The following is a 22196-nucleotide window of genomic DNA, read 5'->3' as shown; positions in this document are numbered from 1 at the left end:
GTCCATAGCAGAAATTGCTTTTGCTATGGACTATGGCCTATCGACTATGGACTTTTTATCTTCTTTCGGACTTACCGACTTCAGACTAAAGACTTCTTTACTGTCCCTGCGCCAGGGTATAGCCTATCTTTCCGCCAAATTTCATCAGGAACTCTACCGAGCATACTTTAAAGTCGTCGGATAGTTCGCCGGCTATATGGAGTATCTCTTTCTGGCTAATCCTGGTGCCGTCTTTTTTCTCGAAACGGATACGGTACTCATTCACCAGTTCGGTAAAAATGGAGCCAGTCGGCCATACCTGCGTACCGCGGTTAGATATCATCACCAACTGCAGGTTATCCGTTGTTTTGGTTTTGGCTATTTCGGCAAGCTCCGCGGGCTGCTTGTTCGATTCTACGAAAACATCCACCCCTACCATTTCTTCCTCTACATTACTGCTTACGGTTAGTTTGTTTTTTGATGGATGATCGTGGTTGGCTTTGTACTCAAAATCTGGCTGAGGAATTACTACGCCTTTTTGTGGCAACTGACCAAGGTTAGCTATAATGGCATCGGCAAATTCGTTGGTATTGGCCGATGGTGTGCTGCGGTCGCCAAAATCGCCGGTGTGGATGCCTTGCTCTAAGGTGTACAATAAAGCATTTTCTATGCTGGCGGCAGCTGTGGTAGCGCCTAAATAACGCAGCATCAAAATACCTGATAACAATAACGCCGTTGGGTTAGCTACGCCACGGCCGGCAATATCGGGTGCGGTACCATGCACAGCCTCGAAGATGGAAATATTATCGCCAATGTTAGCCGATGGCGCAAAGCCCAAACCGCCAACCAAACCGGCGCAAAGGTCTGATACGATATCGCCCTGCAGGTTGGTTAACACAATGGCCTGGAACATTTCGGGGCGCGAAACCAGTTTCATGCACAGGTCGTCAACAATAATGTCTGATGATTCTATCTCCGGGTATTCTTTAGCTATTTCGTAAAACGTTTCCAGGAACAAACCATCAGTAAGTTTCATGATGTTGGCCTTATGGCCGCAAGCCAGTTTAGTATAGCCTTTGCGGCGCGCCATTTCAAAAGCATAACGTATCACCTGCGCCGAACCGGGGCGGGTGATAATGCGGCGGCCAACGGCAACATCGCTGGTAAGCAGGTGCTCTATGCCTCCGTAAGTATCTTCAATATTTTCGCGAACGATAGTTAGGTTAATAGGGATGCCGGCTTTTGAAAAAACGGTGTCCACGCCGTTCAATGAGCGGAAATCGCGCTGGTTGGCATAGGTGTTCCATACCTTACGGGCGGTAACGTTTATGCTTTTTACACCTTTGCCTTTAGGTGTTTCCATTGGGCCTTTAAACAAAAGGCCAAGGCGTTCGATAGTTTCTTTGGCGGCGGCGGTCATCCCGGTAGAGTGGCCCGCATCGAAGTACGATTTGCCCATCTCCACGTACTCATAATCGAGTTGTACATCAGCGGCATCAAAAATACGGAGCACGGCGGCCATTATTTCGGGGCCAATTCCGTCTCCCTTTGCAACAGCAATTTTAGTTCTCATAGAAAATATATAAAATAGTAAAAAACGGCGCAAAGGTACGGTTTTGAGGGCTTTTATCTATGTATGCATAGCTTATTGTTACCTAAGTCAGCCATGTCTGTTAACAAATTATTCAGCGAATTGTGATAATAAAAACCACAAAAGGTGGCACCTAACGGAGCCGTACATTCATTTTTAGCTATTCTACAAACACGATGCTCCTACCGGAGCGTCTGGAATGGTGTAAATATATGGGAGGATAATTGAGGCTACAGGGTAGCCCCGTGTTTGTAGAAAATTGAACGAAAATCCATGGCTCCGTTAGGTGCCACCTTTTCGCGAACGCAATTTGTACGTCTGTGTGACCGTATTTTCCGAAGATTTAGGTTAAATTTGCCCTTTAAACTATGAAAGCATTCTACGGCGATCTTCGATTAGGTATTTTGGGTGGTGGCCAACTGGGCCGCATGCTCATACAGCAAGCCATTAATTACAACGTAACCGTTAAAATATTAGACCCTGACCGCGAGGCACCCTGCCGCCGCCTCTGCAACGAATTTGTGGTAGGCTCGTTGAGCGATTACGAAACCGTTTACAACTTTGGTAAAAAGGTCGACCTGCTCACCATAGAGATAGAGAAGGTGAACGTAGATGCGCTGGAGCAACTGGAGAAAGAGGGCGTTGTGGTTTACCCGCAATCGCGCATTATCCGTTTGATACAGGATAAAGGCCTGCAGAAGCAATTCTTTAAAGAGAACGAAATACCAACTGCCGAATTCCAGATCATATCATCGGCGCAGCAGTTAAAAGATACGCATATCCCCTTTCCATACATTCAAAAACTCCGTCGCGATGGTTACGATGGCAAAGGCGTTTATAAAGTAGTTGACGAAAGTTACCTGGCCGGTGCCTTCACCGAACCAAGCCTGGTGGAGCGTATGGTAGATTTTGAGAAAGAGATAGCCGTAATAGTTGCCCGTAACGAGAGCGGCGAAGTAAAAACCTTCCCACTGGTAGAGATGGAATTTAACCCAGAAGCTAATTTGGTAGAGTTCCTGATATCGCCATCTACTTTCTCTTTCGAGATACAGCAGGAGGCCGAAAACATCGCCAAGAAAATTGCCGAAACATTAAATATTGTTGGTTTGCTGGCGGTAGAGATGTTTTTAGACAAGAACGGCAAAATACTGGTGAACGAGTTGGCGCCACGCCCGCATAACAGTGGCCACCAAAGTATTGAGGGTAACGTGGTATCTCAGTTCGAGCAGCATTTGCGCGCCATATTTAATCAGCCTCTTGGCGATACTGCCTGCCTAAGCAATGCCATTATGGTAAATGTATTAGGCGAGCCAGGTTACGAAGGCCCCGCAGTTTACCAGGGAATAGAGAAGATATTGAAATGCGCCGGCGTGTACGTACACCTTTATGGCAAGGCCCTAACTAAACCCTTCCGCAAAATGGGGCACGTAACTATTGTAGATAACGACCGCGAGCGCGCTATTGAAAAGGCTCGCTTTGTGCAGCAAACTTTAAAAGTTATTGCCTAAATTAGGCATCAATGAAAAAAGTACTCCTTGCCTTATCGTTTTTAATAGTTACCGTACAGTCTTTTGCACAGCTTAGTTACCAGCAGCAACTGAGCAGGCTTGCGCAAATACAATTTCCGGATACGCCATCGTATAGCACACCCGCACAGGGCATGAGTGCGTATACATTAACCCACGGCGGAATTGCCTACGTTGCGGCCATCTCTCCGGCTAATTCCGGTTTAAAGAATGCCATTAGCGGAAACTCTCTTGAAGCCTTATACGATGATTTTATAGAAGGCAACCTCAACAGCACCAGTGGCAAGCTGATCTATAAAAAAGAGGTGCCGATAGAAAAGCTTAAAGGGCTCCAATTTTCTTACAAGGGTGTAACCCCTGCCTCCAAAGAAGATTTTTATGGTTACCAGCAGGTGGTGTTTTTAAACGACACCTTGTTTACCTATGCTGTTGTTTCGCCAAAAGAACTAAAGCCGGATGATAAAAATATACGGGAGTTTTTCACATCGTTTAAGTTGAACGCAAAGGCCGACGAAATATCTCAGGATGCCGACGAACAGGTAGCTTTCAAAACGGGGCAAATCATTGGCAAATTTACCGGCGTGGCAATTGTAATAATTGTACTTGGTGGTATAGTTTTCCTGATAGTGAAACTTAGTACCCGCAAGCGTAAAAAGCAATGGGGCGAGGAAGACTTTAAGTAATACGCGGGAGGTTATTGCATTCGTCACACAAATAGCCGGTTTTGTCCCATCCATTTAGCTAAGCGTTAGCCGTGCCGTAACATTGTTGCAAATACTAAACAACGCAACAAATGATCAAATCTAAACTCTTTTGGGCAGCCTCTATTCTGCTGGCGCTTATCCCCCTCATTGTACTGGATATCCCTAAACATTACATCGATTGGGTCCGCGAGGTGCACGACGAAACCATCGAAACGGTTTACAATAGTTACAACCTTTCGCAAGCGCAGAAAACGCAGGTGTTGGATCATATTTTGACGGCTAATAATTACCTGATGGCCATGATGTATATTAAAAGCTTCCTGAGCCTGATACTTTTGTGCGCCGGCATTTACCTGTTCAGCCGGTACAAAAGGCAGCCCTCATTCGAGTTTTGGCAGGCATCGGGCACGGTGATATTGTTAGTAGCGGTAAGCATTGCCTTAAAGGTATTTTCGTGGTATAGTTTTACGGGGAACGAAAAAATAAAACTCATCAGCCGATCGGGTGCCGATACTACATTGCAGAGCATATATAACCGAAACTTTAAAGGCAAGGTGGTGTATGTAGATTTCTGGGGAACCACCTGCGGCCCCTGCCTGGCCGAGTTCCGCAACTTTACCAAGCAACTAAAAGCCAAGTACAAAAACCGGAATGATATTGCTTATCTCTACGTGTGCGGCGGGCACGAATCTGTTTGGCGCCAGCAGTTAGCCAAATACGATATTGAGGGCAGCCACATATTTCTTAACGAAACCGATTACCGAAACCTGTTTAAGCAGGCCATACGCGGCAGCCGCGATACAGTGGTAGCCATGCCCAGGTATTTGATTATGGATAAAACGGGAAAAGTGGCCGATAACAATGCCCCACGCCCCAGCGATGTAGAGGTGATATATAACCTGCTTGATAAATATTTGGCTTTGAATAAAAATTAGCATTTTTGCGGCTTATTAAAAGTAACGTCATGCTGAACCTGTTTCAGCACCCCACACGGCAGGTAGCCAATATGTACAGTCAAGAACTTTGCATGTGGGGTGCCGAAATAAATTCGGCATGACGTGCAAAAAACTATCAAAAACGATATGAGCCAAGCTAAAATAGCCATTATTATGGGCAGCAAATCAGACCTGGTAATTATGCAGGATGCTGCGGATGTTTTAAAAGAACTGGGTGTTGAATATGAAATTACAGTGGTATCGGCACACCGCACGCCCGACCGCATGTTCAGCTACGCCCGTGCCGCTGCTGACCGTGGTATAAAAGTAATTATAGCCGGCGCCGGTGGCGCTGCGCATTTGCCCGGCATGGTAGCATCACTAACCCATTTGCCTGTAATTGGCGTTCCTGTAAAATCGAGCAATTCTATAGATGGTTGGGATTCTATCCTAAGTATTTTGCAAATGCCGAACGGTATACCTGTAGCTACTGTTGCACTCAACGCTGCAAAAAACGCAGGTATATTAGCTGCACAAATACTTTCTACAGCCGATGAGCATATCGTAGCTAATTTGAAAGCCTTTAAAGAAGAATTGGCAAATAAAGTGATCGAGTCTGCAAAGGAAATGGAGTCTTAAGTCGCGAGTCGAAAGTCCAAAGCCTTAAGTTAAGAGTTATCAATTTAACACAAAAGTCCGAAGCCTCGAATCAATATGACCTCAAGGCTTCGGACTTTCTACTTTAGACTTTTAACTTTGGGCTTAAGGCTTATGCCGTTACCACATGTTCTTTAGCGGCCAAGTAACGCTCAGCATCAATAGCGGCCATACAGCCTGTGCCTGCAGCGGTTACGGCCTGGCGGTAGATATGGTCTTGCGCATCGCCGCAGCAAAATACGCCTTCTACGTTTGTTTCGGTAGAGCCCGGACGGGTAATGATGTAGCCCGTAGAATCCATATTTAACCAACCCTGGAAAATATCGGTATTTGGTTTATGGCCAATAGCCACAAAGAAACCTGTTACATCTAACTGGGTGGTTTCGTTAGTAACATTATTGCAAACCTTTACGCCGGTAACGCTTTGTCCGTCGCCCAGTATTTCGGTAGTTTCGGTATTGTATAATATCTCTATGTTCGGGGTATTCAGTACGCGGTGTACCATGGCTTTTGAAGCGCGGAACTCGTCGCGGCGAACGATCATGTAAACCTTGCGGGCCAATTTGGCCAGGTAGGTAGCTTCTTCGGCAGCGGTATCTCCTGCCCCAACAATGGCTACATCCTGCCCCTTAAAAAAGAAACCGTCGCACACAGCACAGGCAGATACGCCAAAGCCGCTGTATTTTTGCTCCGACTCTAAACCCAGCCATTTTGCAGATGCACCTGTAGAAACAATAACGGTATCGGCCAAAATGGTTTTAACCTCATCAACCACCACTTTATGCGGCAGCGACGAAAAATCAACAGAGCTTACATAACCAAAGCGGATATCGGTACCCAGGCGCTCAGCTTGTTTACGAAAATCTTCCATCATTTCGGGGCCCATAATGCCATTTGGGTAACCGGGGAAGTTTTCTACATCGGTAGTTTGGGTAAGTTGGCCGCCGGCCAGCATACCGGTATACATAACAGGCTTAAGGTCGGCGCGCGAAGCATAAATAGCAGCAGTATAACCGGCAGGGCCCGAGCCTATAATAAGGCATTTTACGTGTTCTATATCTTGTGACATTTTGTTCTTTAGAAATTATGGTGCAAATCTAATAAAAAGTGCAGGCCGCAGGGTCAACTACCAGTAAAACTTATTAACTTAATTAGCCGGGCTGTCCACGTGTGGCAATTTAACGCTCTCGTTAAGTGTTTGTGTTATGAACATTCGTCCGGTTTTTGAAGTAGGGGGTATAAACGTAATACGTAATTTTACATTTTGTTCTACCTTAACTCTGTCCTTTACCGCTGCAGTAAACCTGGGTGCATGTAAAAGAGCAATACGCAAGGTTTTGTCCGCATCCGGCGAGGGTTCGCTTAATACCTTCGGATCTTTTACTTCTCCTTTACTATTGATAGTTGCCTCAAAATAAAACTCTTGCTGTTGGCCAGCCTGGCGGAAACGACGCATCTTATCCAAAACGTACTCTAAAAAGTCGTTTTCAGGATAAGCGTTTTGTTCAACTAAAGTCTTTTTCTTCAATTTATCGTTCTCGAATACAGCTTCGTAATAAGCACCTTTTTCAAGCATATGCCAAATACCCTCTCGCTTATCGTTTACCATATAGCCTTCAGTGATCAAATCTTCATCAGGTTTAGTAAAAGCCTGAAATAAACCATTTAACTTCCCATCCTGGTAATAGCTAATGTCCGATTTTTTTCCCCGTTTGTAATAAGTTACCCAGGCTCCTGACTTAAGCCCGTTTAAATAGTACCCCGAACTTGATACATAGGTGTTAGTATCTGTTGTTGATTTAAATACATTATAATCTGCCGGGATCCTAAATTTAGCATACGTTGTAAATTTTCCGTGAGGAATTTTCATTGTACTGTCTTTGTAGGTACCTTTAAACATTATAGTATCAAGCATATCATATTGTGTTACCAGATATGCGGAATCCTGATCAAGTTTTTCAATAAGAAGGTAGGATGTTGCTTTATTAGGTTTAGTAGTTTGTTGCCCGTTTGCGGCAATGTAATACTTAGAAACCTGCGCAGAGACATTGAGGCAGCAAAAAAGCAGAATAAAAATCAGGTATTTCATTTTGATAAGGTTTCGCTAAAGATACTACTTTCCCTTATTCGCCTTCAAAACCCTGATAAAATTTTCGCCCAGTATCTTTTTGATATCCTTGTCAGAATAGCCAATCTTCACCAGTTCTTCAGTAATCTTATAATAATCAGTTACACTATCCAAACCCAAGGGATATGATTCTGCCCCGTCGAAATCAGAGCCGATACCCACGTGGTCTGCACCCATTATTTTTACCATGTAATCTATATGCTTGATGAGCATGCTCAGCGGCGGGCGCAATTGGTCGGCTTCGGCTTTGTTGAGTTCGTTAAGGCGGATGCTGGCGAGATCGTAATCGTTATAAACCACGCGCAACGAATCGAACTGGGGTTTGTGCCTTTCCATAAAAGCTGCATGTTTTGTTTCGTAAGTGCTATCAATAAAGCCACTATAGAAATTCAGGAACACCACGCCACCGTTATCTGCAATGGCTTTTAGCTGATAATCTTTCAGGTTGCGGCGGTGCGGGTTGAGCGCGTAGGCGCAACTATGCGAAGCTATAACCGGCTTTTTGGTAATTGCCATTACATCCTTAAAGGTTTGTTCGCCGGGGTGCGATAAGTCTATCATAACGCCCTCGTCGTTCAATTTTTTTACGATCTGTTTGCCCAAATCGGTTAGGCCCTTGTGTTTTAGCGTATCACCATGCAGGGTTTCATCACGCGCCGATGTTGCCCAACTTGTACTATTATTCCAGGTGAGCGTAAGGTAGCACATGCCGCGTTTTATCAGGCTGTCAACATAATCCAGCCTGTCCTCTATCATGTGGCCGCCTTCTACGCCTACCATAGCGGCGAGCTTATGTTGTTTTACTGCCTTCTTTAGTTGCTTGGCGTTGGTAACCAGCATCATCCTATCTGGGTTGCGCTTGATAAGGACCTGCAGTGAATCTATCTCGCGGTTAGCGTAAGCAAAGGCAGTTCCGTTGCCATATTGGTCGCCGCACCAGATCGAAAATACCTGTACATCCAATCCGCCTTGTTTGGCACGCACCAAATCGAAGTTACCGGTGGATAAAAGCTTCCCTGCATCATTCCCCGTGATGAGTTCATTGGAGATGAAGTCGTTATGGGTATCTATTAAAATGGCTTTTTGATGGAGCTTTTGTACATCCTGTGCGGAAAGTTTTAAGGCAGATAGCAGCAAAAATGCGGTTAGAATTTTCTTCATGGATGGAAGATAGGAATAAGTTGGCTTTTTAACCGCAAAGTCCACAAAGAAGAAACGCAAAGAGCGCAAAGATTTTTAACTGAAGCTTAATAGAGGGCTTCGATTCAGCGCAAAGGGCGCAAAGATTTTACAAAGTTTCGTTTCTGCAGCGCGCCTTAGAGGGTGTTCCCCGTGACATGATCAACTATTTCTTTGTCTTTGTGCTCTTTGCGCTAATGAATTTGCAAATTCTTTGCGTGCTTTGCGGTTAAAATGAAGCCAAGTTAGGTTTGTATCACCCCCACATTAAATGCCTTCTCAATTGGCGCGTGGTTGGCCGCTTCAATACCTAAAGATATCACCTTTCTGGTTTCCAGCGGGTCTATAATACCATCAACCCATAGCCGCGCCGCAGCATAGTAAGGCGTGGTTTGGGCGTTATACCTATCGGTAGTTTGCTTTAGCAATTCGGCTTCTTTGGCTTCGTCTACCTCCTCACCTTTTGCTTTCAGGCCGGCCGATTGCATTTGCACCAATACCTTTGCAGCCTGTGCGCCGCCCATCACCGCAATTTTTGCCGATGGCCAGGCGTATATCAACCTTGGATCGTAGGCCTTGCCGCACATAGCGTAATTGCCGGCACCGTAGGAGTTACCAACCACAATGGTAAACTTAGGCACAACAGAATTAGCAACAGCGTTCACCATTTTTGCACCATCTTTTATAATACCCCCATGTTCGCTGCGGCTGCCAACCATAAAACCGGTAACATCCTGCAAAAACACCAGCGGAATTTTCTTTTGGTTACAATTCATGATAAAGCGCGTGGCTTTGTCAGCACTGTCGGAATAGATCACCCCGCCGAACTGCATCTCCCCTTTTTTCGATTTCACTACTTTGCGCTGATTAGCCACAATACCCACTGCCCATCCGTCTATGCGCCCCAATCCGCAAATGATCGATTGACCGTAGCCTGCCTTGTATTCTTCAAGGTCCGAATCGTCGAGCAGACGTAGTATAATCTCGCGCATGTCGTAAGCCTTTTCGCGGTTATCGGGCAGTATGCCGTATATATCCTTTTCGTTTAGCTTAGGTGCCGATGGCTTTACACGGTCGAAACCGGCTTTATTATAGTCGCCTACCTTGCTCATAATGTTTTTGATAGAATCGAGACAGGCTTTATCGTTGTGATGTTTATAATCGGTAACGCCGCTTATTTCGCATTGGGTGGTTGCTCCGCCGAGGGTTTCGTTATCCACATCCTCTCCAATGGCAGATTTTACAAGATACGACCCCGCTAAAAAAACCGAACCTGTACCTTCTACTATCATGGCCTCATCGCTCATGATGGGCAGATAAGCGCCACCGGCAACACAGGAACCCATAATAGCCGCTATCTGTATAATACCCAAACTGCTCATCTGCGCATTGTTGCGGAATATGCGGCCAAAGTGCTCTTTATCAGGGAAAATTTCATCCTGTAAGGGCAGGTACACCCCTGCCGAATCTACCAGGTAAATTATAGGCAGCCGATTCTCCATAGCTATTTCCTGCGCGCGCAGGTTCTTTTTAGCGGTAATAGGGAACCATGCACCCGCCTTAACCGTAGCATCGTTAGCCACTACAACACATTGCCTGCCGCTTATGTAGCCAATACCACAAACTACGCCCCCGCTTGGGCAGCCACCGTGCTCGGCATACATGCCGTCCGCCACAAAAGCGCCAACCTCCAGCCATGGTTTATCATCGTCTATCAGGTAAGCTATGCGTTCGCGGGCAAGCATTTTACCCTTTTCTTTTTGCTTGGCAGCCGCCTTTTCGCCGCCGCCAAGGAATATCTTTTGCAGTTTGGTATTGAATTGGTAAACGAGCTGTTTGTTAACATCCTCATTCTTATTAAATTCCAAGTCCATATGTATTTATAATAGGTTGGGTAAGTTTAGGAAAATAAATGCAATAATATGCATGCATAGTAAATTGATTGAACATTGCGATTATTTAACCACAGAGTTCGCGGAGGTCACGCAGAGGTTCACAGAGAGCTTTGCAACGTCACAAGAGTTTCTTGAGTGAACACTAATTTCATGAAGCAAGCCAATAAAGCGAATTTATTGAGCTCAAATGATTTTTTAATTGGAGGAATTGGCATAATAAGCACAATTTAGCGTTTACTCATGTACGAGTTTTTGATATGAAAAGAACAGCTTTACTACTTATACTAACTGTCGGATTTACGGCACACGCTTTCGCGCAATACACCTTTGATATAAAAGGCAAAACCATGGCCTATGCCCGTGGTGTAGAGAAAGCCGCTAAAAGCACTATTATTGAACCAGCAAGCGAATACTTAAGCGGCGAGGGTATTGGCCAGCCCGAGATATTCCGCAGAAAGGAAACATCTCTGCCCGATCTGCTGGTGTATTATTTCCCCAACACAAAAGATTCTACCATCAACTACATCCTGTACGAATGGGACGAAACCAACTTCAGCAAAAACCGCGATGCTATTAAAAAGCCACTATCTGTGCTGCAACCTTATATAGATAGATATGTGTTGGTGGAAAAACAGGCGGAAGCGGTCTTCGGGAAACCGGAAACAGAGGGATCGGTAAGCGATGTTTCGCTGATTGAAAATGGCAGGTTTAAACGGAAGGATAATTTTGAAAAAGATGGCGCATCGGTAGAAATGTACATTGTATTATCAAACAAGCAAGAAACCAACGGCATTGTAAGCATTATGCCAACCCATAGGGTAAGGATGTATATTTACTCGGCACCGCGCTAATTTTATACCTAATTGGTGTTAATGGCTCAATAAAAATGGCGTCCCGGTTTCCCGAAACGCCATTATCAATTATGGTAAAAGCTATTAGTGCTTTGGTTTTTTGTTATACACCATTCCACGGAATTTCTCGCCGTCTACAGCTATGCCCGCATCGTGGCTTTCATCGATAGACATTGTCCTGGTTTTACCACCTACGCTTTGTATTACTTGCCCTGCAACAGTGAAAGTACCGGTTTTAACGTAAGTGAGCGCATGGGCTAATAGGCCTTCGGTTGGGTCGCCAAAATCTTTAGTCACGTCGTCGATATCTCTTTTACCCGGATAATCAGTACTACCCGGCGTCATGCCTGAATAATACCCGCCCTGGTTTGCTGAATTCTTTGTTTCAAAATTGGGCACGTACATTTGGTATTTGTTAATATCGATATCAAAGAAACCTACAGGTTTGCCATAGCTGGTGGTGCCAATTAACTGCACATCCATTACAGGGCGTAAATTATTGATAGTTAATTCGCTCGCCGATGCGGTAGAGCCCGTAACAATGAAAAACACATGGCTTAGCGTTAGCGAATACGGCACACCTGTTTTAGAAAAGTTTACTGCATTGCCCGATACCGAATAGTCGAACTGGGAATAGTTATAGACCTCGCCGCTGCTCTCATCTTTACGAACCTGGTTTTTCAGTATGCTTGCATTACGTTTTTCTGTTGTATTAAGCCCAGTTAATGTACTATTGAAATAGGTACTATACATCAACGATCCGTTTTTAGATGCTGGTGCGATTAAGTTACTCAAGTATTCGGCTGTTGCGACATAGCCGCCACCATTATAGCGTAGGTCTATCACCAAATCAGTAATATTTTGTGTATTAAACTCAGCAAAGGCCTCATCTATTTTAGGTTTTGCATTAGCCAGCGAAGTAAAGCTGTTAAACACCATATAGCCCACCTTTTTCCCCGTAGTTGCATCGGTAATTACCTTATGCACAATTACCGGGTTTATAGTATACGTAGCTACATTAAGCGTAACATTCATGGTGGTAGCATCGGGCTTTTTAAGCACCATAGTAATGGTATTACTGTTGGCGTAGGCATTTATTACAAAGTTAAGGTTTGTGCCCGAGCCGCCGTTGCCATCATAGGTAAGGTTAGTGCGCCCGTTAATGCTGGTAATTTGGTATCCGCGTTTTATGCCCGCCAAATCTGCCGGCGAATTAGGATATACATACCGCACGCGCAAATCGTTATTATCATTATAAATAGGTGCAAAACCAAAATCGCCGCTTATACCATTCAACTCTGCTGATACGCTACCATCATCAATAAAAGAATACTTGGCTTCGCCGGGTGCTGATGCATAGTACTCATAAGGCCTGCTGGTACTTGGGTTTATTTTATATTGCGATATTGCGTTCACCTCGTTTTGCAGGGCCGTTATATCATCGCTGCCGGTAAAGCTGCGTGGTTTAAATGTAGCATAATCGGGTAAGCCGTCATTCCAATAATAGGCCTCTTTGGCATACAAGAAAACCGAGTCGCGTATTAGGTCGAGCGTGGTACCGGTTTTTGATGGGCCGGTTTCATCGCCGCCGCCCGGTGTGGGAGTGTTACTTTTTTTGCAGGCCGATAATACAACAGCCGGGATTATAAGAAGGTAAAATATTTTTCGCATGTTACGGGGTACTTAATATTGAGGTTAACGGCTATAATGATATAATATTACAGCGCTTAAATTACAAAAACTCATTTACATTTAAATAGTCTACACCGGTTGTTTGTGCGCACAATACATCCGTTTCCGAATTTTCTATCATCAGCAGGTCCCTTCGCTCCAAATTGTGCTCTTTCATCAGCAAATGCAGCACATCAGGCTCGGGCTTAGGAGTGCTTTCATCGGCAAAATAACCTGTTAAATAAGGTTGCAGCCCGTGCCACTCCATGTGCTTTATTTTATTGAGCTGCCGCTGCGGGTTGCCGTTAGTTACTATAAACAGTTTCTTCCTATCGGTAACGGCCTCCTGCATAAACTCCAGCATTCCCTGGTACAGCAAAAGCTTCAAATGCACTTTGCCGGTATCCAGCAGCCTGTCGAAGTTTTCGCGGTATTTTGCATCAACCCCCATCGCAGTAACCAATTCATCAAACACAGCATCGTGCCCTTTGCTTATATACGTATCAACCATCAATTTGGTTGCTTGTTTCGCATCTATCAGCTCAACATACTCCAGCATGGCGGTAAACTGGTAGTATATCTGGAAGAGGTAATCTTTTTCGGGGAATAGTACGTTATCCAGCTCAAAAATAAAGGCTTTTTTGCGCGGGTCTATATCGCTATAATTGAGTTTGGCCATCTATAATATCGATGTTGTATTCTTTAAAAAGCAGTTCCGACTGGCGCAACTGTTCAAATTCCTGTGTGTTGAGTGCGTAAACAGCCTCTATGCCCCTATCCAGGCAAAGGGTAAGCATCTCGTGCTGGTAACTGGCTGATGAGGGGTTGGGCAGTTTTAGCAGGCCCATATTCTTTACCATAAAGTCGGGCAGGTCGGCATGGTCGCCAAGCAATATCTGCCAGGCATTCAGCTTATTTTTCAGTTTATGTGCCCCTGCCGATGCAGCGGCGGTTATCAATACGGTCAACTTATTAAAGTATCTACTATTAAACCATCTTTCATTAATATAGTGCGGTCGGCCATAGCGGCAAGTTCTTCGTTATGGGTTACAATAACAAAGGTTTGTTTAAATTCATCGCGCAGGCGCACAAAAAGCTCGTGCAGTTCTAAAGCATTCTTCGAGTCGAGGTTACCCGAGGGTTCATCCGCAAATATCAGTGCAGGCTTATTGATCAAGGCGCGGGCAACGGCAACACGTTGTTGCTCGCCGCCCGAAAGTTCGGCAGGTTTGTGCGTAATGCGGTGGCCCAGGCCCAGCATTTCTAATAACTCTTTAGCTCGTTTCTCAGCGTCAGCACGCGGAACGCCGGCTATGAAAGCTGGCATACATACATTCTCCAGCGCATTAAACTCTACCAATAAGTGATGAAACTGGAAGATAAAACCGATCTTACGGTTACGGAAATCGCTTAGGTGTTTATTGTCCAGCTTACTTACTTCAATGTTATCGATAAACAATTGGCCCGAGTCGGCTTTATCCAACGTGCCCAATATATTGAGCAACGAGCTTTTACCCGCACCGGATGCACCTACAATGGCAACAATTTCGCCACGGTTTACTTCCAGCCCCACTCCTTTCAGGATATGCAGCTGCCCGTACGATTTATGGATAGATGTAGCTTTTAGCATGGGGTAAAAGTAGTGATTTGGGTTGGGAAAAGTTGGAGAAGTTAAAAAGGTTGGAGATGTTGGAAAAGTTAGAAAGGTTAGAGACGTTAAAGAGGTTGAAGATAAACGTGCTATATATAAGGTTCAAAGACTCGTGAGTTTTGTAACTTATTTATCATCTTGAGTAAGCTTTTAAACTTTTCTCAACCTTTCCAACATTTCGCAACTATAAAAAGAAACAAAAGTGTAGCTTTACCGCAAATCTTTCAAACAACATGAATATTCACGAATATCAGGGCAAAGCGATATTAAAAAGCTTTGGCGTTAGAGTACAGGAAGGCATAGTTGCCGACACCCCCGAAGAGGCTGTTGCAGCTGCACAGAAAATGAAGGAAGACTTTGGGTCGGACTGGACGGTTATTAAAGCACAGATACACGCAGGTGGGCGCGGTAAAGGCGGTGGCGTTAAGTTGGCTAAAAACCACGAGCAGGTTAAAGAAATTGCAGGCAAAATTTTAGGCATGCAATTGGTAACCCCGCAAACCGGCCCCGAAGGCAAGTTGGTTAAAAAGGTTTTGGTAGCACAGGATGTGTACTACCCGGGCGAAAGCGAAACCAAAGAGTTTTACATGAGCGTTTTGTTGGATCGTGCTAAAGGCCGCAACATTATCATGTATTCTACCGAAGGCGGTATGGATATCGAAGAAGTTGCACACAGCACTCCCGAGCTTATCTTTAAAGAAGAAATTGACCCTAAAGTTGGTTTACAAGGCTTCCAGGCGCGCAAAATTGCTTTCAACCTGGGCGTAAGCGGCGATGCCTTTAAAGATATGGTGAAATTCATTACAGCTTTGTACAAAGCTTATGATGCTACCGATTCTTCTCAGTTTGAGATAAACCCTGTTTTAAAAACATCTGATAACAAAATATTGGCCGTTGATGCTAAGGTAAACCTTGACGATAACGCCCTTTACCGCCACCCGGATTACGCAGCAATGCGCGATACCGATGAGGAAGACCCAACCGAGGTTGAAGCAAGCAAAAGCAACCTTAACTACGTAAAACTTGATGGCAACGTAGGTTGTATGGTAAACGGTGCCGGCTTAGCTATGGCAACCATGGATATTATTAAACTGGCCGGCGGCGAGCCTGCTAACTTTTTAGACGTGGGCGGTACTGCCAACGCACAAACTGTTAAAGCCGGTTTCAACATCATCCTGTCGGATCCTAACGTTAAAGCTATCCTCATCAACATCTTTGGTGGTATAGTACGTTGCGACCGTGTTGCACAAGGCGTTATTGATGCCTACAAAGAAATCGGCAACATCCCTGTTCCTATCATCGTTCGTTTACAAGGCACAAACGCTGCTGAAGCAAAAGAACTGATCGATAACTCGGGCCTGAAAGTTTACTCGGCTATCCTGCTGAAAGAAGCTGCAGAACGCGTTAAAGAAGTGTTAGCATTATAATTTAACATTTTAATAAAGTATGAAAGGGGCCTTGTGCCCCTTTTTTGTTGCTTATTTGTGGAAACATTACACACGAATAAGCGTTACAACTCTTATTTGTCTACCTATTGTAAAATGAACGATATAATAATACATGTTTAAACATCTATTATTATATTTGTGCCATAATTAATTGAGAAACAAACAATAAAACATAAAACATCATGGCAACAGCAACCAAATGGGTTTTAGACCCAATGCACTCTGAAGTACAATTTAAAGTAAAACACTTAGTAATATCAACCGTTACCGGTTCTTTCAAAACTTTTGAAGGCGAACTGGAAACCGCTGACGATAATTTTGAAGATGCAAGCATCAGCTTCTCGCTTGATGTAGATAGCATTGATACTACCCAAACCATGCGCGACGACCACCTGAAAAGCGCTGAGTTTTTTGATGCAGCTACTTATCCAAAAATTACCTTCAAATCAACTTCGATAAAAAGCACAGGCGACGACGAATATAAACTGGTTGGCGACCTTACCATTAAAGGCATCACTAAATCAGTTACCCTTGATGCAGAATTTGGCGGCAGCACCGACGATTTCTACGGCAACACCAAAGCCGGTTTTGAAGTGAGCGGCAAAATTAACCGTAAAGAATTCGGCCTTACCTGGGATGGCGTAACCGAAGCCGGTTCGATAGTAGTTGGCGAAGACATTAAACTGATAGCCAACGTACAATTCGCAAAACAGAAATAATTTTTGCTTCCTGACGAGCCCCGCCAACTGCTTAGAGTTTGGCGGGGCTTGATATTAAAGAACGCTGCCCCTAAAAACGGGCGGCGTTTTATTTTTTCGAAGGTTTTCGGAGAATAATACATGTATATTTATGGTGAACCATCGATCATGAAAACACCTGCCTTATTACTCCTTATTTTAGCTATCGCAGCCTGCGAGAGCACGCCAAAAAATAACACTGTTGAACAAAAAATTGCGCCGAAGCCGGATACTCTGGTTTCGAAGGCTACTCCTGCTCAACCCAAAACATCAACAGCCGACAGCGCTCTGTATGCTGATACTACCCGGGTGAATATTTCCACGATGCCCGAAGAACCTTTATTTTCTACAAAAGGAAATATTGCCTGGGCGTTAAAATACCACCCGGAATTGAATGAAGAATATATGGATCCGCCCTATACTGCCTATGCTAAAAGAAATATGAAGGTACAGAAAGACCATATTGACGACTTTGGAAGCGAAGCCGGGCAGGATTCGTATTTTACGCTATACGCCTATTTTTTAAGCCTGAAAAACGGACAGGAAAAATATCGCCAACGCCGTGATAAACTAATGAAGTTGTATATGGACCTGGTAAGTACCTTTATTAAAATGGAGAACGGCGGAAGTATCCCCAACCATAATTACCTTAGGGCGATGGGCGTGGCGGAATACTCGATCCAATTATATGCCAACGACGGTGACTGGGGACGCTACAAAAAGAAGTATGATATTAGCAAACAAAAGGCGCTTTACATTAGATCGTTAAAGCAATACATTATAGATGAATGCTACAAGAACAACGAAGTTTTGGAAAGCGAAAAACAGGAGATGTTAAAAATAGTAAGCGAGATAAACAGTTTAATAACTGACTACTTCTACCTGGAACGGGCAATGGCATTTCAGTACTCCGACTGATGAGCGACAGATTTGACAACTTTTTAAAAGTTGTCAAATCTTAACGTACATAAAATGCCGGGTATAACAATTATCCGGCATTTTTGTATTTATACTTGTACCATCAGGAACAGGGAAAGAAAATCCGAGATCGAACATCCCAATTCCGACATCCGAAACTATGTTAATAAAAATATATCCTGAGAACCCTAACCCAAAAGCTATTGAGCAGGTTGCCGAAGTGTTACGCAAGGGCGGGCTCATCATCTACCCTACCGATACCGTTTACGGGCTTGGCTGCGATATTACCAACCATCGCGCCATCGAAGCCATTTGCAAGATACGCGGCATCAAACCCGAGAAGAATAACTTCTCGTTCATCTGCTACGACCTTAGTCATATTTCCGACTATATTAAACCGATAGATAACACTACTTTTCGTGTATTGAAGAAAGCGCTGCCAGGCCCGTTCACCTTCATATTCAACGCCAGCCATGCGGTGCCTAAGTTATTAAGCTCTAATAAAAAGACGGTTGGTATACGTGTACCAGATAATAACATAGCCCGCGAAATTGTAAAGGTGCTGGGCAACCCTATCCTATCCACCTCCATCCGCGATGAAGATGATATACTGGAATACTCTACCGACCCGGAACTCATCCACGAGAAGTATGAGGACCTGGTGGATATTGTTATAGATGGCGGCTACGGCGAAAATATCCCCTCTACCGTAGTGGACTGCACAGGCGGCGACTTCGAGATTATCCGCGAAGGTAAAGGCGTGCTGGAAGATTATTTGTAGCATCTTAAGCAGAAAAGCTTTACTTTGCCGCCCATGAACCACGATTGGCTGCTTCTATTCTTATTTGCCGTTTTTGGGCTGCTCATCCTTAATGTAGTAAGCTTCGTTATCATTTTCCTGCACGAATTGAGCCATGCCTTGCCTGCAATGTGGTTCAGCAAGGAACCTGCAACTATTTATATCGGCTCGTACGGGGAAGATGTTGGGCCAAAATTCAGCATAGGTAAATTAACCGTAACTATAAAACCACGCCTCTCTTATTTGCGGGCGGGTGGTTTATGTACCTATAAAGCCGTGCCATCTGTATTTCAAAACGTTGTTATCCTGCTTGCCGGCCCGGTGTTTACCTTATGCCTGGCAATTGTATTACTCGCCCTGGTTGCCGGAGATACTTTGCAGGATTTGATGAGAAGCGTAGCCGCTATTTTCTTTATTGCTGCCTTGCTTAACCTCATTAATAACTTATACCCGCGAAAGCTTGACGATGATTCTACTATCTATTCGGATGGGAAGCAGCTATTGGATATTATTAAGCACCGCAACATAAACAAGTATCTTTTTAAAGCCGCCTCACTTTTCGATAATGACGACTTCGCAGCCACGTTAACCGAACTGGATAAAATTGATAAGGCGTACCTAAACGAGTATATCTGCAGTTTGTACATTCAAAGCTATGTTGAGTTGAAGCAATACGCCTTGCTTACGGCTTTCAGGCATAATTTCATGACGCCGCATTTGCTGGCTACGCTTACCTCCTACAATTGCATCAACCTATCGTTCGCCAACATCCAGCTGAAAGAATACGAGGAAGCGTTGGTGCTGCTGAACCGCGCCATTGAACTGAACGAGGATTATTACGCTTTAAACAACCGCGGCTTTGTAAACAACCTGTTGGGCAATTATGCCGAAGCGAAGGCCGACCTGGATAAAGCCGTTGCGCTCGACCCGAGATCGGCTTACGCAGTAACGAACCGTGCATATGCCAATTTAAAACTGGGGCAATTGGATGAAGCGTTGACGGATATCGATACATCCATGGAACTGAACGACGGCAACTCGTACATATACCTGGTGCAAGGCATGTACCAACTGGAAACCGGCGACCCGGCATCGGCATTAATTAATTTTGAAACCGCTAAGAAGCTAAACAACACCACCGTTTTGGTTGACGAGTATATTACCTTAGCAAAAGAAAAAATTGCCCGCTTATGAGGCCTTACATTTACTTGTTAATAGCCATAGCCTGCGAGCTAACGGGCACCACATTCTTAAAACGTTCGGAAGGGTTTAGCAAACTGGTACCATCTATCATCGTGGTGGTAGCCATGGTTGCTGCCTTTTATTTTTTAAGCATTGCTATAAAGCATATACCCGTTGGCGTGGCTTATGCCATTTGGTCGGCAATAGGTATTGTGTGCATCACCATTATTGGCGCGGTATTTTTTAAACAGATACCCAGCGTACCGGTAATTATTGGATTAGCATTTATTGTTGTTGGTGTGGTTTTGGTAAACCTTTATTCCACCGTAGAAAAGTAAAACAGGATATATTGAAAAGAAAAATCGACTTATTTAAAGAGACTATACAAACCCATATTACATCGGGCATTGTGCTGGTTGCCTGCGTTGTATTATCGTTGTTAATTGCCAACACCGGCCTGCATCATTCTTTTAATAATTTGTTAGAAACGCAGCTGGGCGGCTCAGTTAAAAATATACACCTGCAATACACCATGCTGGAGTGGATAAACGACGGATTAATGGCTATATTCTTCCTGCTGGTGGGGCTCGAAATTAAATATGAGTTAGCGGAAGGTGCATTGTCTGATATCCGGTCGGCCAGTTTGCCGGTATTCGCAGCATTAGGCGGCATGCTTGTGCCCGCTGTAATTTATGCCTGCATCAACTACAATACGCCTACCATTACGGGTTGGGGAATACCCATGGCTACAGATATTGCCTTTGTGGTGGCTGTAATAAGCCTTATAAGCTCGCGGGTTCCGCAGGCTTTGCAAGTGTTTATAAAGGCTTTGGCCATAGTAGATGATTTGGGTGCTATACTGGTTATCGCCATCTTTTACTCTGCCGGGCTGGATATTAAATACCTGCTATTTGCAATTGGCATGTTTGGCATGCAGCTGATATTCAATTACCTCAATATAAAATACATATGGGCTTACCTTATCCCCGGTATTTTTATGTGGTATTTTATTCACCATACCGGCATACATGCCACGGTTGCAGGTGTATTAACGGCGCTGGCTATACCAAACACCATTAAGAAAAGCAAACAATCGCCGCTAAAAAAACTGATGCACTTGCTGGAGAACCCCGTGAACTTTATTATAGTGCCGGTTTTTGCGTTGGCAAACTCCAATATTAATATAGGCGAAAGCCTGGCGGCGGGGAATATTTTCAACCCGCTTACTGCCGGTATATTGTTTGGGCTATTATTAGGCAAGCCCATTGGCATTACCCTCTTTAGCTGGCTTGCGGTTAAACTAAAGTTATCTAAACTGGCAAATAAGGTGCGCTGGGCACAGGTTTGGGGCGTAGCTCAACTGGCAGGCATCGGGTTTACCATGTCGGTATTTATGGCACTGTTATCTTTTGCCGATGCCGGCTTACAAAGCATGGCTAAATTCAGCATCCTGATAGCATCACTGTCCGCCGCGGCATTAGGTTATTTTATGCTAACGCGAAAAACAACTACCCCTTAATGCCCTGTATAAAGCCCGGTATTTTTTCCATATAACCTTCGGTACCTAACAGTTTTACAAAGGCGCTGCCTACTATAGCGCCATTAGCGTATTGGCAAGCCTTGCTGAACGATGCATTATCCGATATACCGAAACCAATAATGGCCGGGTTCTTCAACTCCATAGCTTTTACGCGGTTGTAATAGCTTTCAATGCTGTCAGTAAGTTTCAGACTGCCACCGGTGATAGATGACGAGGATAGCAGGTAAATAAAGCTGTTGCTCAGTTCATCGATCTTGCGGATGCGTTCTTCAGATGTTTGTGGCGTAACCAGGAAGATATTGCTGAGGTTGTTATCTTCAAAGTAATTGCTGTACAGCATTTCGTACTCGTACATGGGCAGGTCGGGCACTATAACGCCGTCTACCCCTACCGCTGCAGCGTCTTTGCAAAAACGCTCTATACCGTATTGCACAATAGGGTTTACGTAGCCCATCAGTAAAATAGGGACGCTTACACACTGGCGCAGGTTTTTCAACTGTTCGAACAAAACGGTAAGCGTCATGCCGTTTTCCAGGGCTTGCTCCGAGCTATGCTGAATGGTGGGACCATCGGCAACAGGGTCGCTGTAAGGGAAACCTATTTCCAAAAAATCGGCACCGGCTTTTTCCAATGCTTCGGCAACATCAACAGTAGTGTTGAGCGTAGGATACCCCGCGGTGAAGTATATAGATAATAAATTCTCCTTTTTTTTGGCGAAGAGTTGGTTTAAGCGGTTCATGGGAGTACTTGTGGCGGCCATTGTATAATACTAAGCGGTAAAAGTACCGTTTTTATATTGATTTGG

22 protein-coding genes are annotated in these 22196 nt (G+C 44.5%); 12 read left to right on the top strand and 10 right to left on the bottom strand.

The genetic code is table 11. The annotated features are described in order from the left end of the window. Nucleotides 1-97: 97 nt before the first annotated feature. Nucleotides 98-1552: an NADP-dependent isocitrate dehydrogenase gene (locus BC343_RS02190; RefSeq protein ID WP_078346074.1), complete on the bottom strand. Its 1455-nt coding sequence runs from the start codon at nt 1550-1552 to the stop codon at nt 98-100. A 386-nt stretch (nt 1553-1938) separates the two neighbouring features. Between BC343_RS02190 and BC343_RS02185 the strand changes: the two genes are divergently transcribed. The 4 genes from BC343_RS02185 (at nt 1939) to purE (ending at nt 5374) form a co-directional block, all read left to right on the top strand. Next, complete coding sequence (locus BC343_RS02185; protein ID WP_078346073.1) at nt 1939-3078, top strand: 5-(carboxyamino)imidazole ribonucleotide synthase; 1140 nt, start codon at nt 1939-1941, stop codon at nt 3076-3078. A gap of 11 nt (nt 3079-3089) precedes the next feature. Then, nucleotides 3090-3779 (top strand): hypothetical protein, encoded by a 690-nt coding sequence (locus tag BC343_RS02180; RefSeq protein ID WP_078346072.1) that lies wholly within the window; start codon nt 3090-3092, stop codon nt 3777-3779. A 110-nt stretch (nt 3780-3889) separates the two neighbouring features. Continuing rightward, nucleotides 3890-4735, top strand: coding sequence for a TlpA family protein disulfide reductase (locus BC343_RS02175; protein WP_078346071.1), 846 nt, complete (start codon nt 3890-3892; stop codon nt 4733-4735). Nucleotides 4736-4882: 147 nt separating this feature from the next. Next, the gene (purE, locus tag BC343_RS02170; RefSeq protein ID WP_078346481.1) at nt 4883-5374 is read left to right on the top strand and encodes a 5-(carboxyamino)imidazole ribonucleotide mutase; all 492 of its coding nucleotides are present in this window, start codon (nt 4883-4885) and stop codon (nt 5372-5374) included. Between the two features lie 130 nt (nt 5375-5504). On the opposite strand, the gene trxB is transcribed toward purE, so the two are convergent. The 4 genes from trxB to BC343_RS02150 all read right to left on the bottom strand — a co-directional run bounded on the left by trxB (nt 5505) and on the right by BC343_RS02150 (nt 10573). Then, the gene (gene trxB / locus BC343_RS02165) at nt 5505-6461 is read right to left on the bottom strand and encodes a thioredoxin-disulfide reductase (protein ID WP_078346070.1); all 957 of its coding nucleotides are present in this window, start codon (nt 6459-6461) and stop codon (nt 5505-5507) included. 78 nt (nt 6462-6539) lie between these two features. Continuing rightward, entirely contained in the window at nt 6540-7481 is a 942-nt protein-coding gene (locus BC343_RS02160) for a hypothetical protein (RefSeq protein WP_078346069.1), read from the bottom strand. A gap of 24 nt (nt 7482-7505) precedes the next feature. Beyond that, nucleotides 7506-8681: a dipeptidase gene (locus tag BC343_RS02155; RefSeq protein WP_078346068.1), complete on the bottom strand. Its 1176-nt coding sequence runs from the start codon at nt 8679-8681 to the stop codon at nt 7506-7508. Nucleotides 8682-8944: 263 nt separating this feature from the next. Beyond that, nucleotides 8945-10573: an acyl-CoA carboxylase subunit beta gene (locus BC343_RS02150; RefSeq protein ID WP_078346067.1), complete on the bottom strand. Its 1629-nt coding sequence runs from the start codon at nt 10571-10573 to the stop codon at nt 8945-8947. 278 nt (nt 10574-10851) lie between these two features. Here BC343_RS02150 and BC343_RS02145 point away from each other — a divergent pair, with 278 nt between their 5' ends. Further along, nucleotides 10852-11445 (top strand): hypothetical protein, encoded by a 594-nt coding sequence (locus BC343_RS02145; RefSeq protein ID WP_078346066.1) that lies wholly within the window; start codon nt 10852-10854, stop codon nt 11443-11445. Nucleotides 11446-11529: 84 nt separating this feature from the next. Here BC343_RS02145 and BC343_RS02140 read toward each other — a convergent pair whose 3' ends face one another. The 4 genes from BC343_RS02140 to BC343_RS02125 all read right to left on the bottom strand — a co-directional run bounded on the left by BC343_RS02140 (nt 11530) and on the right by BC343_RS02125 (nt 14746). Continuing rightward, on the bottom strand, nt 11530-13116 hold the full coding sequence (locus BC343_RS02140) for a S41 family peptidase (protein ID WP_078346065.1): 1587 nt from the start codon (nt 13114-13116) through the stop codon (nt 11530-11532). A gap of 61 nt (nt 13117-13177) precedes the next feature. Next, nucleotides 13178-13795, bottom strand: coding sequence for an HAD family hydrolase (locus BC343_RS02135; RefSeq protein ID WP_078346064.1), 618 nt, complete (start codon nt 13793-13795; stop codon nt 13178-13180). Further along, the gene (locus tag BC343_RS02130) at nt 13776-14084 is read right to left on the bottom strand and encodes a hypothetical protein (protein WP_078346063.1); all 309 of its coding nucleotides are present in this window, start codon (nt 14082-14084) and stop codon (nt 13776-13778) included. The genes BC343_RS02135 and BC343_RS02130 overlap by 20 nt, the downstream gene beginning before the upstream one ends. Next, entirely contained in the window at nt 14081-14746 is a 666-nt protein-coding gene (locus BC343_RS02125; protein ID WP_078346062.1) for an ABC transporter ATP-binding protein, read from the bottom strand. The genes BC343_RS02130 and BC343_RS02125 overlap by 4 nt, the downstream gene beginning before the upstream one ends. A gap of 254 nt (nt 14747-15000) precedes the next feature. On the opposite strand from BC343_RS02125, the gene sucC reads away from it, so the two are divergent. From sucC to nhaA, 7 genes are all read left to right on the top strand, one after another. Beyond that, nucleotides 15001-16194: an ADP-forming succinate--CoA ligase subunit beta gene (gene sucC / locus BC343_RS02120; protein WP_078346061.1), complete on the top strand. Its 1194-nt coding sequence runs from the start codon at nt 15001-15003 to the stop codon at nt 16192-16194. A 203-nt stretch (nt 16195-16397) separates the two neighbouring features. After that, nucleotides 16398-16934 carry a YceI family protein gene (locus tag BC343_RS02115; protein WP_078346060.1) on the top strand — a complete coding sequence of 179 codons (537 nt, stop codon included), beginning with the start codon at nt 16398-16400 and terminating at the stop codon, nt 16932-16934. Nucleotides 16935-17081: 147 nt separating this feature from the next. Next, complete coding sequence (locus BC343_RS02110) at nt 17082-17870, top strand: hypothetical protein (RefSeq protein ID WP_143822033.1); 789 nt, start codon at nt 17082-17084, stop codon at nt 17868-17870. 160 nt (nt 17871-18030) lie between these two features. Beyond that, nucleotides 18031-18651: an L-threonylcarbamoyladenylate synthase gene (locus tag BC343_RS02105; RefSeq protein WP_078346058.1), complete on the top strand. Its 621-nt coding sequence runs from the start codon at nt 18031-18033 to the stop codon at nt 18649-18651. A gap of 33 nt (nt 18652-18684) precedes the next feature. Beyond that, nucleotides 18685-19863 (top strand): M50 family metallopeptidase, encoded by a 1179-nt coding sequence (locus tag BC343_RS02100; RefSeq protein WP_078346057.1) that lies wholly within the window; start codon nt 18685-18687, stop codon nt 19861-19863. Further along, nucleotides 19860-20189: a DMT family transporter gene (locus BC343_RS02095; protein WP_078346056.1), complete on the top strand. Its 330-nt coding sequence runs from the start codon at nt 19860-19862 to the stop codon at nt 20187-20189. The genes BC343_RS02100 and BC343_RS02095 overlap by 4 nt, the downstream gene beginning before the upstream one ends. An 11-nt stretch (nt 20190-20200) precedes the next feature. Beyond that, nucleotides 20201-21370 (top strand): Na+/H+ antiporter NhaA, encoded by a 1170-nt coding sequence (gene nhaA, locus BC343_RS02090; protein ID WP_078346055.1) that lies wholly within the window; start codon nt 20201-20203, stop codon nt 21368-21370. Here nhaA and trpA read toward each other — a convergent pair. Continuing rightward, complete coding sequence (gene trpA / locus BC343_RS02085; RefSeq protein WP_078346480.1) at nt 21360-22130, bottom strand: tryptophan synthase subunit alpha; 771 nt, start codon at nt 22128-22130, stop codon at nt 21360-21362. The two genes, nhaA and trpA, sit on opposite strands and share 11 nt — an antisense overlap. Nucleotides 22131-22196: the final 66 nt, after the last annotated feature.

Source organism: Mucilaginibacter pedocola (assembly GCF_002013915.1).
GTDB classification, from domain to species: Bacteria; Bacteroidota; Bacteroidia; order Sphingobacteriales; family Sphingobacteriaceae; genus Mucilaginibacter; species Mucilaginibacter pedocola.
The sequence above is the reverse complement of the archived record's forward strand: the minus strand, read 5'-3'. Positions and strand labels throughout refer to the sequence as shown.

Bases quoted from the DNA above. Each gene is read 5' to 3' on its own strand.
- BC343_RS02190 (WP_078346074.1), bottom strand. From the start codon at position 1,552: ATGAGAACTAAAATTGCTGTTGCAAAGGGAGACGGAATTGGCCCCGAA.
- BC343_RS02185 (WP_078346073.1), top strand. From the start codon at position 1,939: ATGAAAGCATTCTACGGCGATCTTCGATTAGGTATTTTGGGTGGTGGC.
- BC343_RS02180 (WP_078346072.1), top strand. From the start codon at position 3,090: ATGAAAAAAGTACTCCTTGCCTTATCGTTTTTAATAGTTACCGTACAG.
- BC343_RS02175 (WP_078346071.1), top strand. From the start codon at position 3,890: ATGATCAAATCTAAACTCTTTTGGGCAGCCTCTATTCTGCTGGCGCTT.
- purE (WP_078346481.1), top strand. From the start codon at position 4,883: ATGAGCCAAGCTAAAATAGCCATTATTATGGGCAGCAAATCAGACCTG.
- trxB (WP_078346070.1), bottom strand. From the start codon at position 6,461: ATGTCACAAGATATAGAACACGTAAAATGCCTTATTATAGGCTCGGGC.
- BC343_RS02160 (WP_078346069.1), bottom strand. From the start codon at position 7,481: ATGAAATACCTGATTTTTATTCTGCTTTTTTGCTGCCTCAATGTCTCT.
- BC343_RS02155 (WP_078346068.1), bottom strand. From the start codon at position 8,681: ATGAAGAAAATTCTAACCGCATTTTTGCTGCTATCTGCCTTAAAACTT.
- BC343_RS02150 (WP_078346067.1), bottom strand. From the start codon at position 10,573: ATGGACTTGGAATTTAATAAGAATGAGGATGTTAACAAACAGCTCGTT.
- BC343_RS02145 (WP_078346066.1), top strand. From the start codon at position 10,852: ATGAAAAGAACAGCTTTACTACTTATACTAACTGTCGGATTTACGGCA.
- BC343_RS02140 (WP_078346065.1), bottom strand. From the start codon at position 13,116: ATGCGAAAAATATTTTACCTTCTTATAATCCCGGCTGTTGTATTATCG.
- BC343_RS02135 (WP_078346064.1), bottom strand. From the start codon at position 13,795: ATGGCCAAACTCAATTATAGCGATATAGACCCGCGCAAAAAAGCCTTT.
- BC343_RS02125 (WP_078346062.1), bottom strand. From the start codon at position 14,746: ATGCTAAAAGCTACATCTATCCATAAATCGTACGGGCAGCTGCATATC.
- sucC (WP_078346061.1), top strand. From the start codon at position 15,001: ATGAATATTCACGAATATCAGGGCAAAGCGATATTAAAAAGCTTTGGC.
- BC343_RS02115 (WP_078346060.1), top strand. From the start codon at position 16,398: ATGGCAACAGCAACCAAATGGGTTTTAGACCCAATGCACTCTGAAGTA.
- BC343_RS02110 (WP_143822033.1), top strand. From the start codon at position 17,082: ATGAAAACACCTGCCTTATTACTCCTTATTTTAGCTATCGCAGCCTGC.
- BC343_RS02105 (WP_078346058.1), top strand. From the start codon at position 18,031: ATGTTAATAAAAATATATCCTGAGAACCCTAACCCAAAAGCTATTGAG.
- BC343_RS02100 (WP_078346057.1), top strand. From the start codon at position 18,685: ATGAACCACGATTGGCTGCTTCTATTCTTATTTGCCGTTTTTGGGCTG.
- BC343_RS02095 (WP_078346056.1), top strand. From the start codon at position 19,860: ATGAGGCCTTACATTTACTTGTTAATAGCCATAGCCTGCGAGCTAACG.
- trpA (WP_078346480.1), bottom strand. From the start codon at position 22,130: ATGAACCGCTTAAACCAACTCTTCGCCAAAAAAAAGGAGAATTTATTA.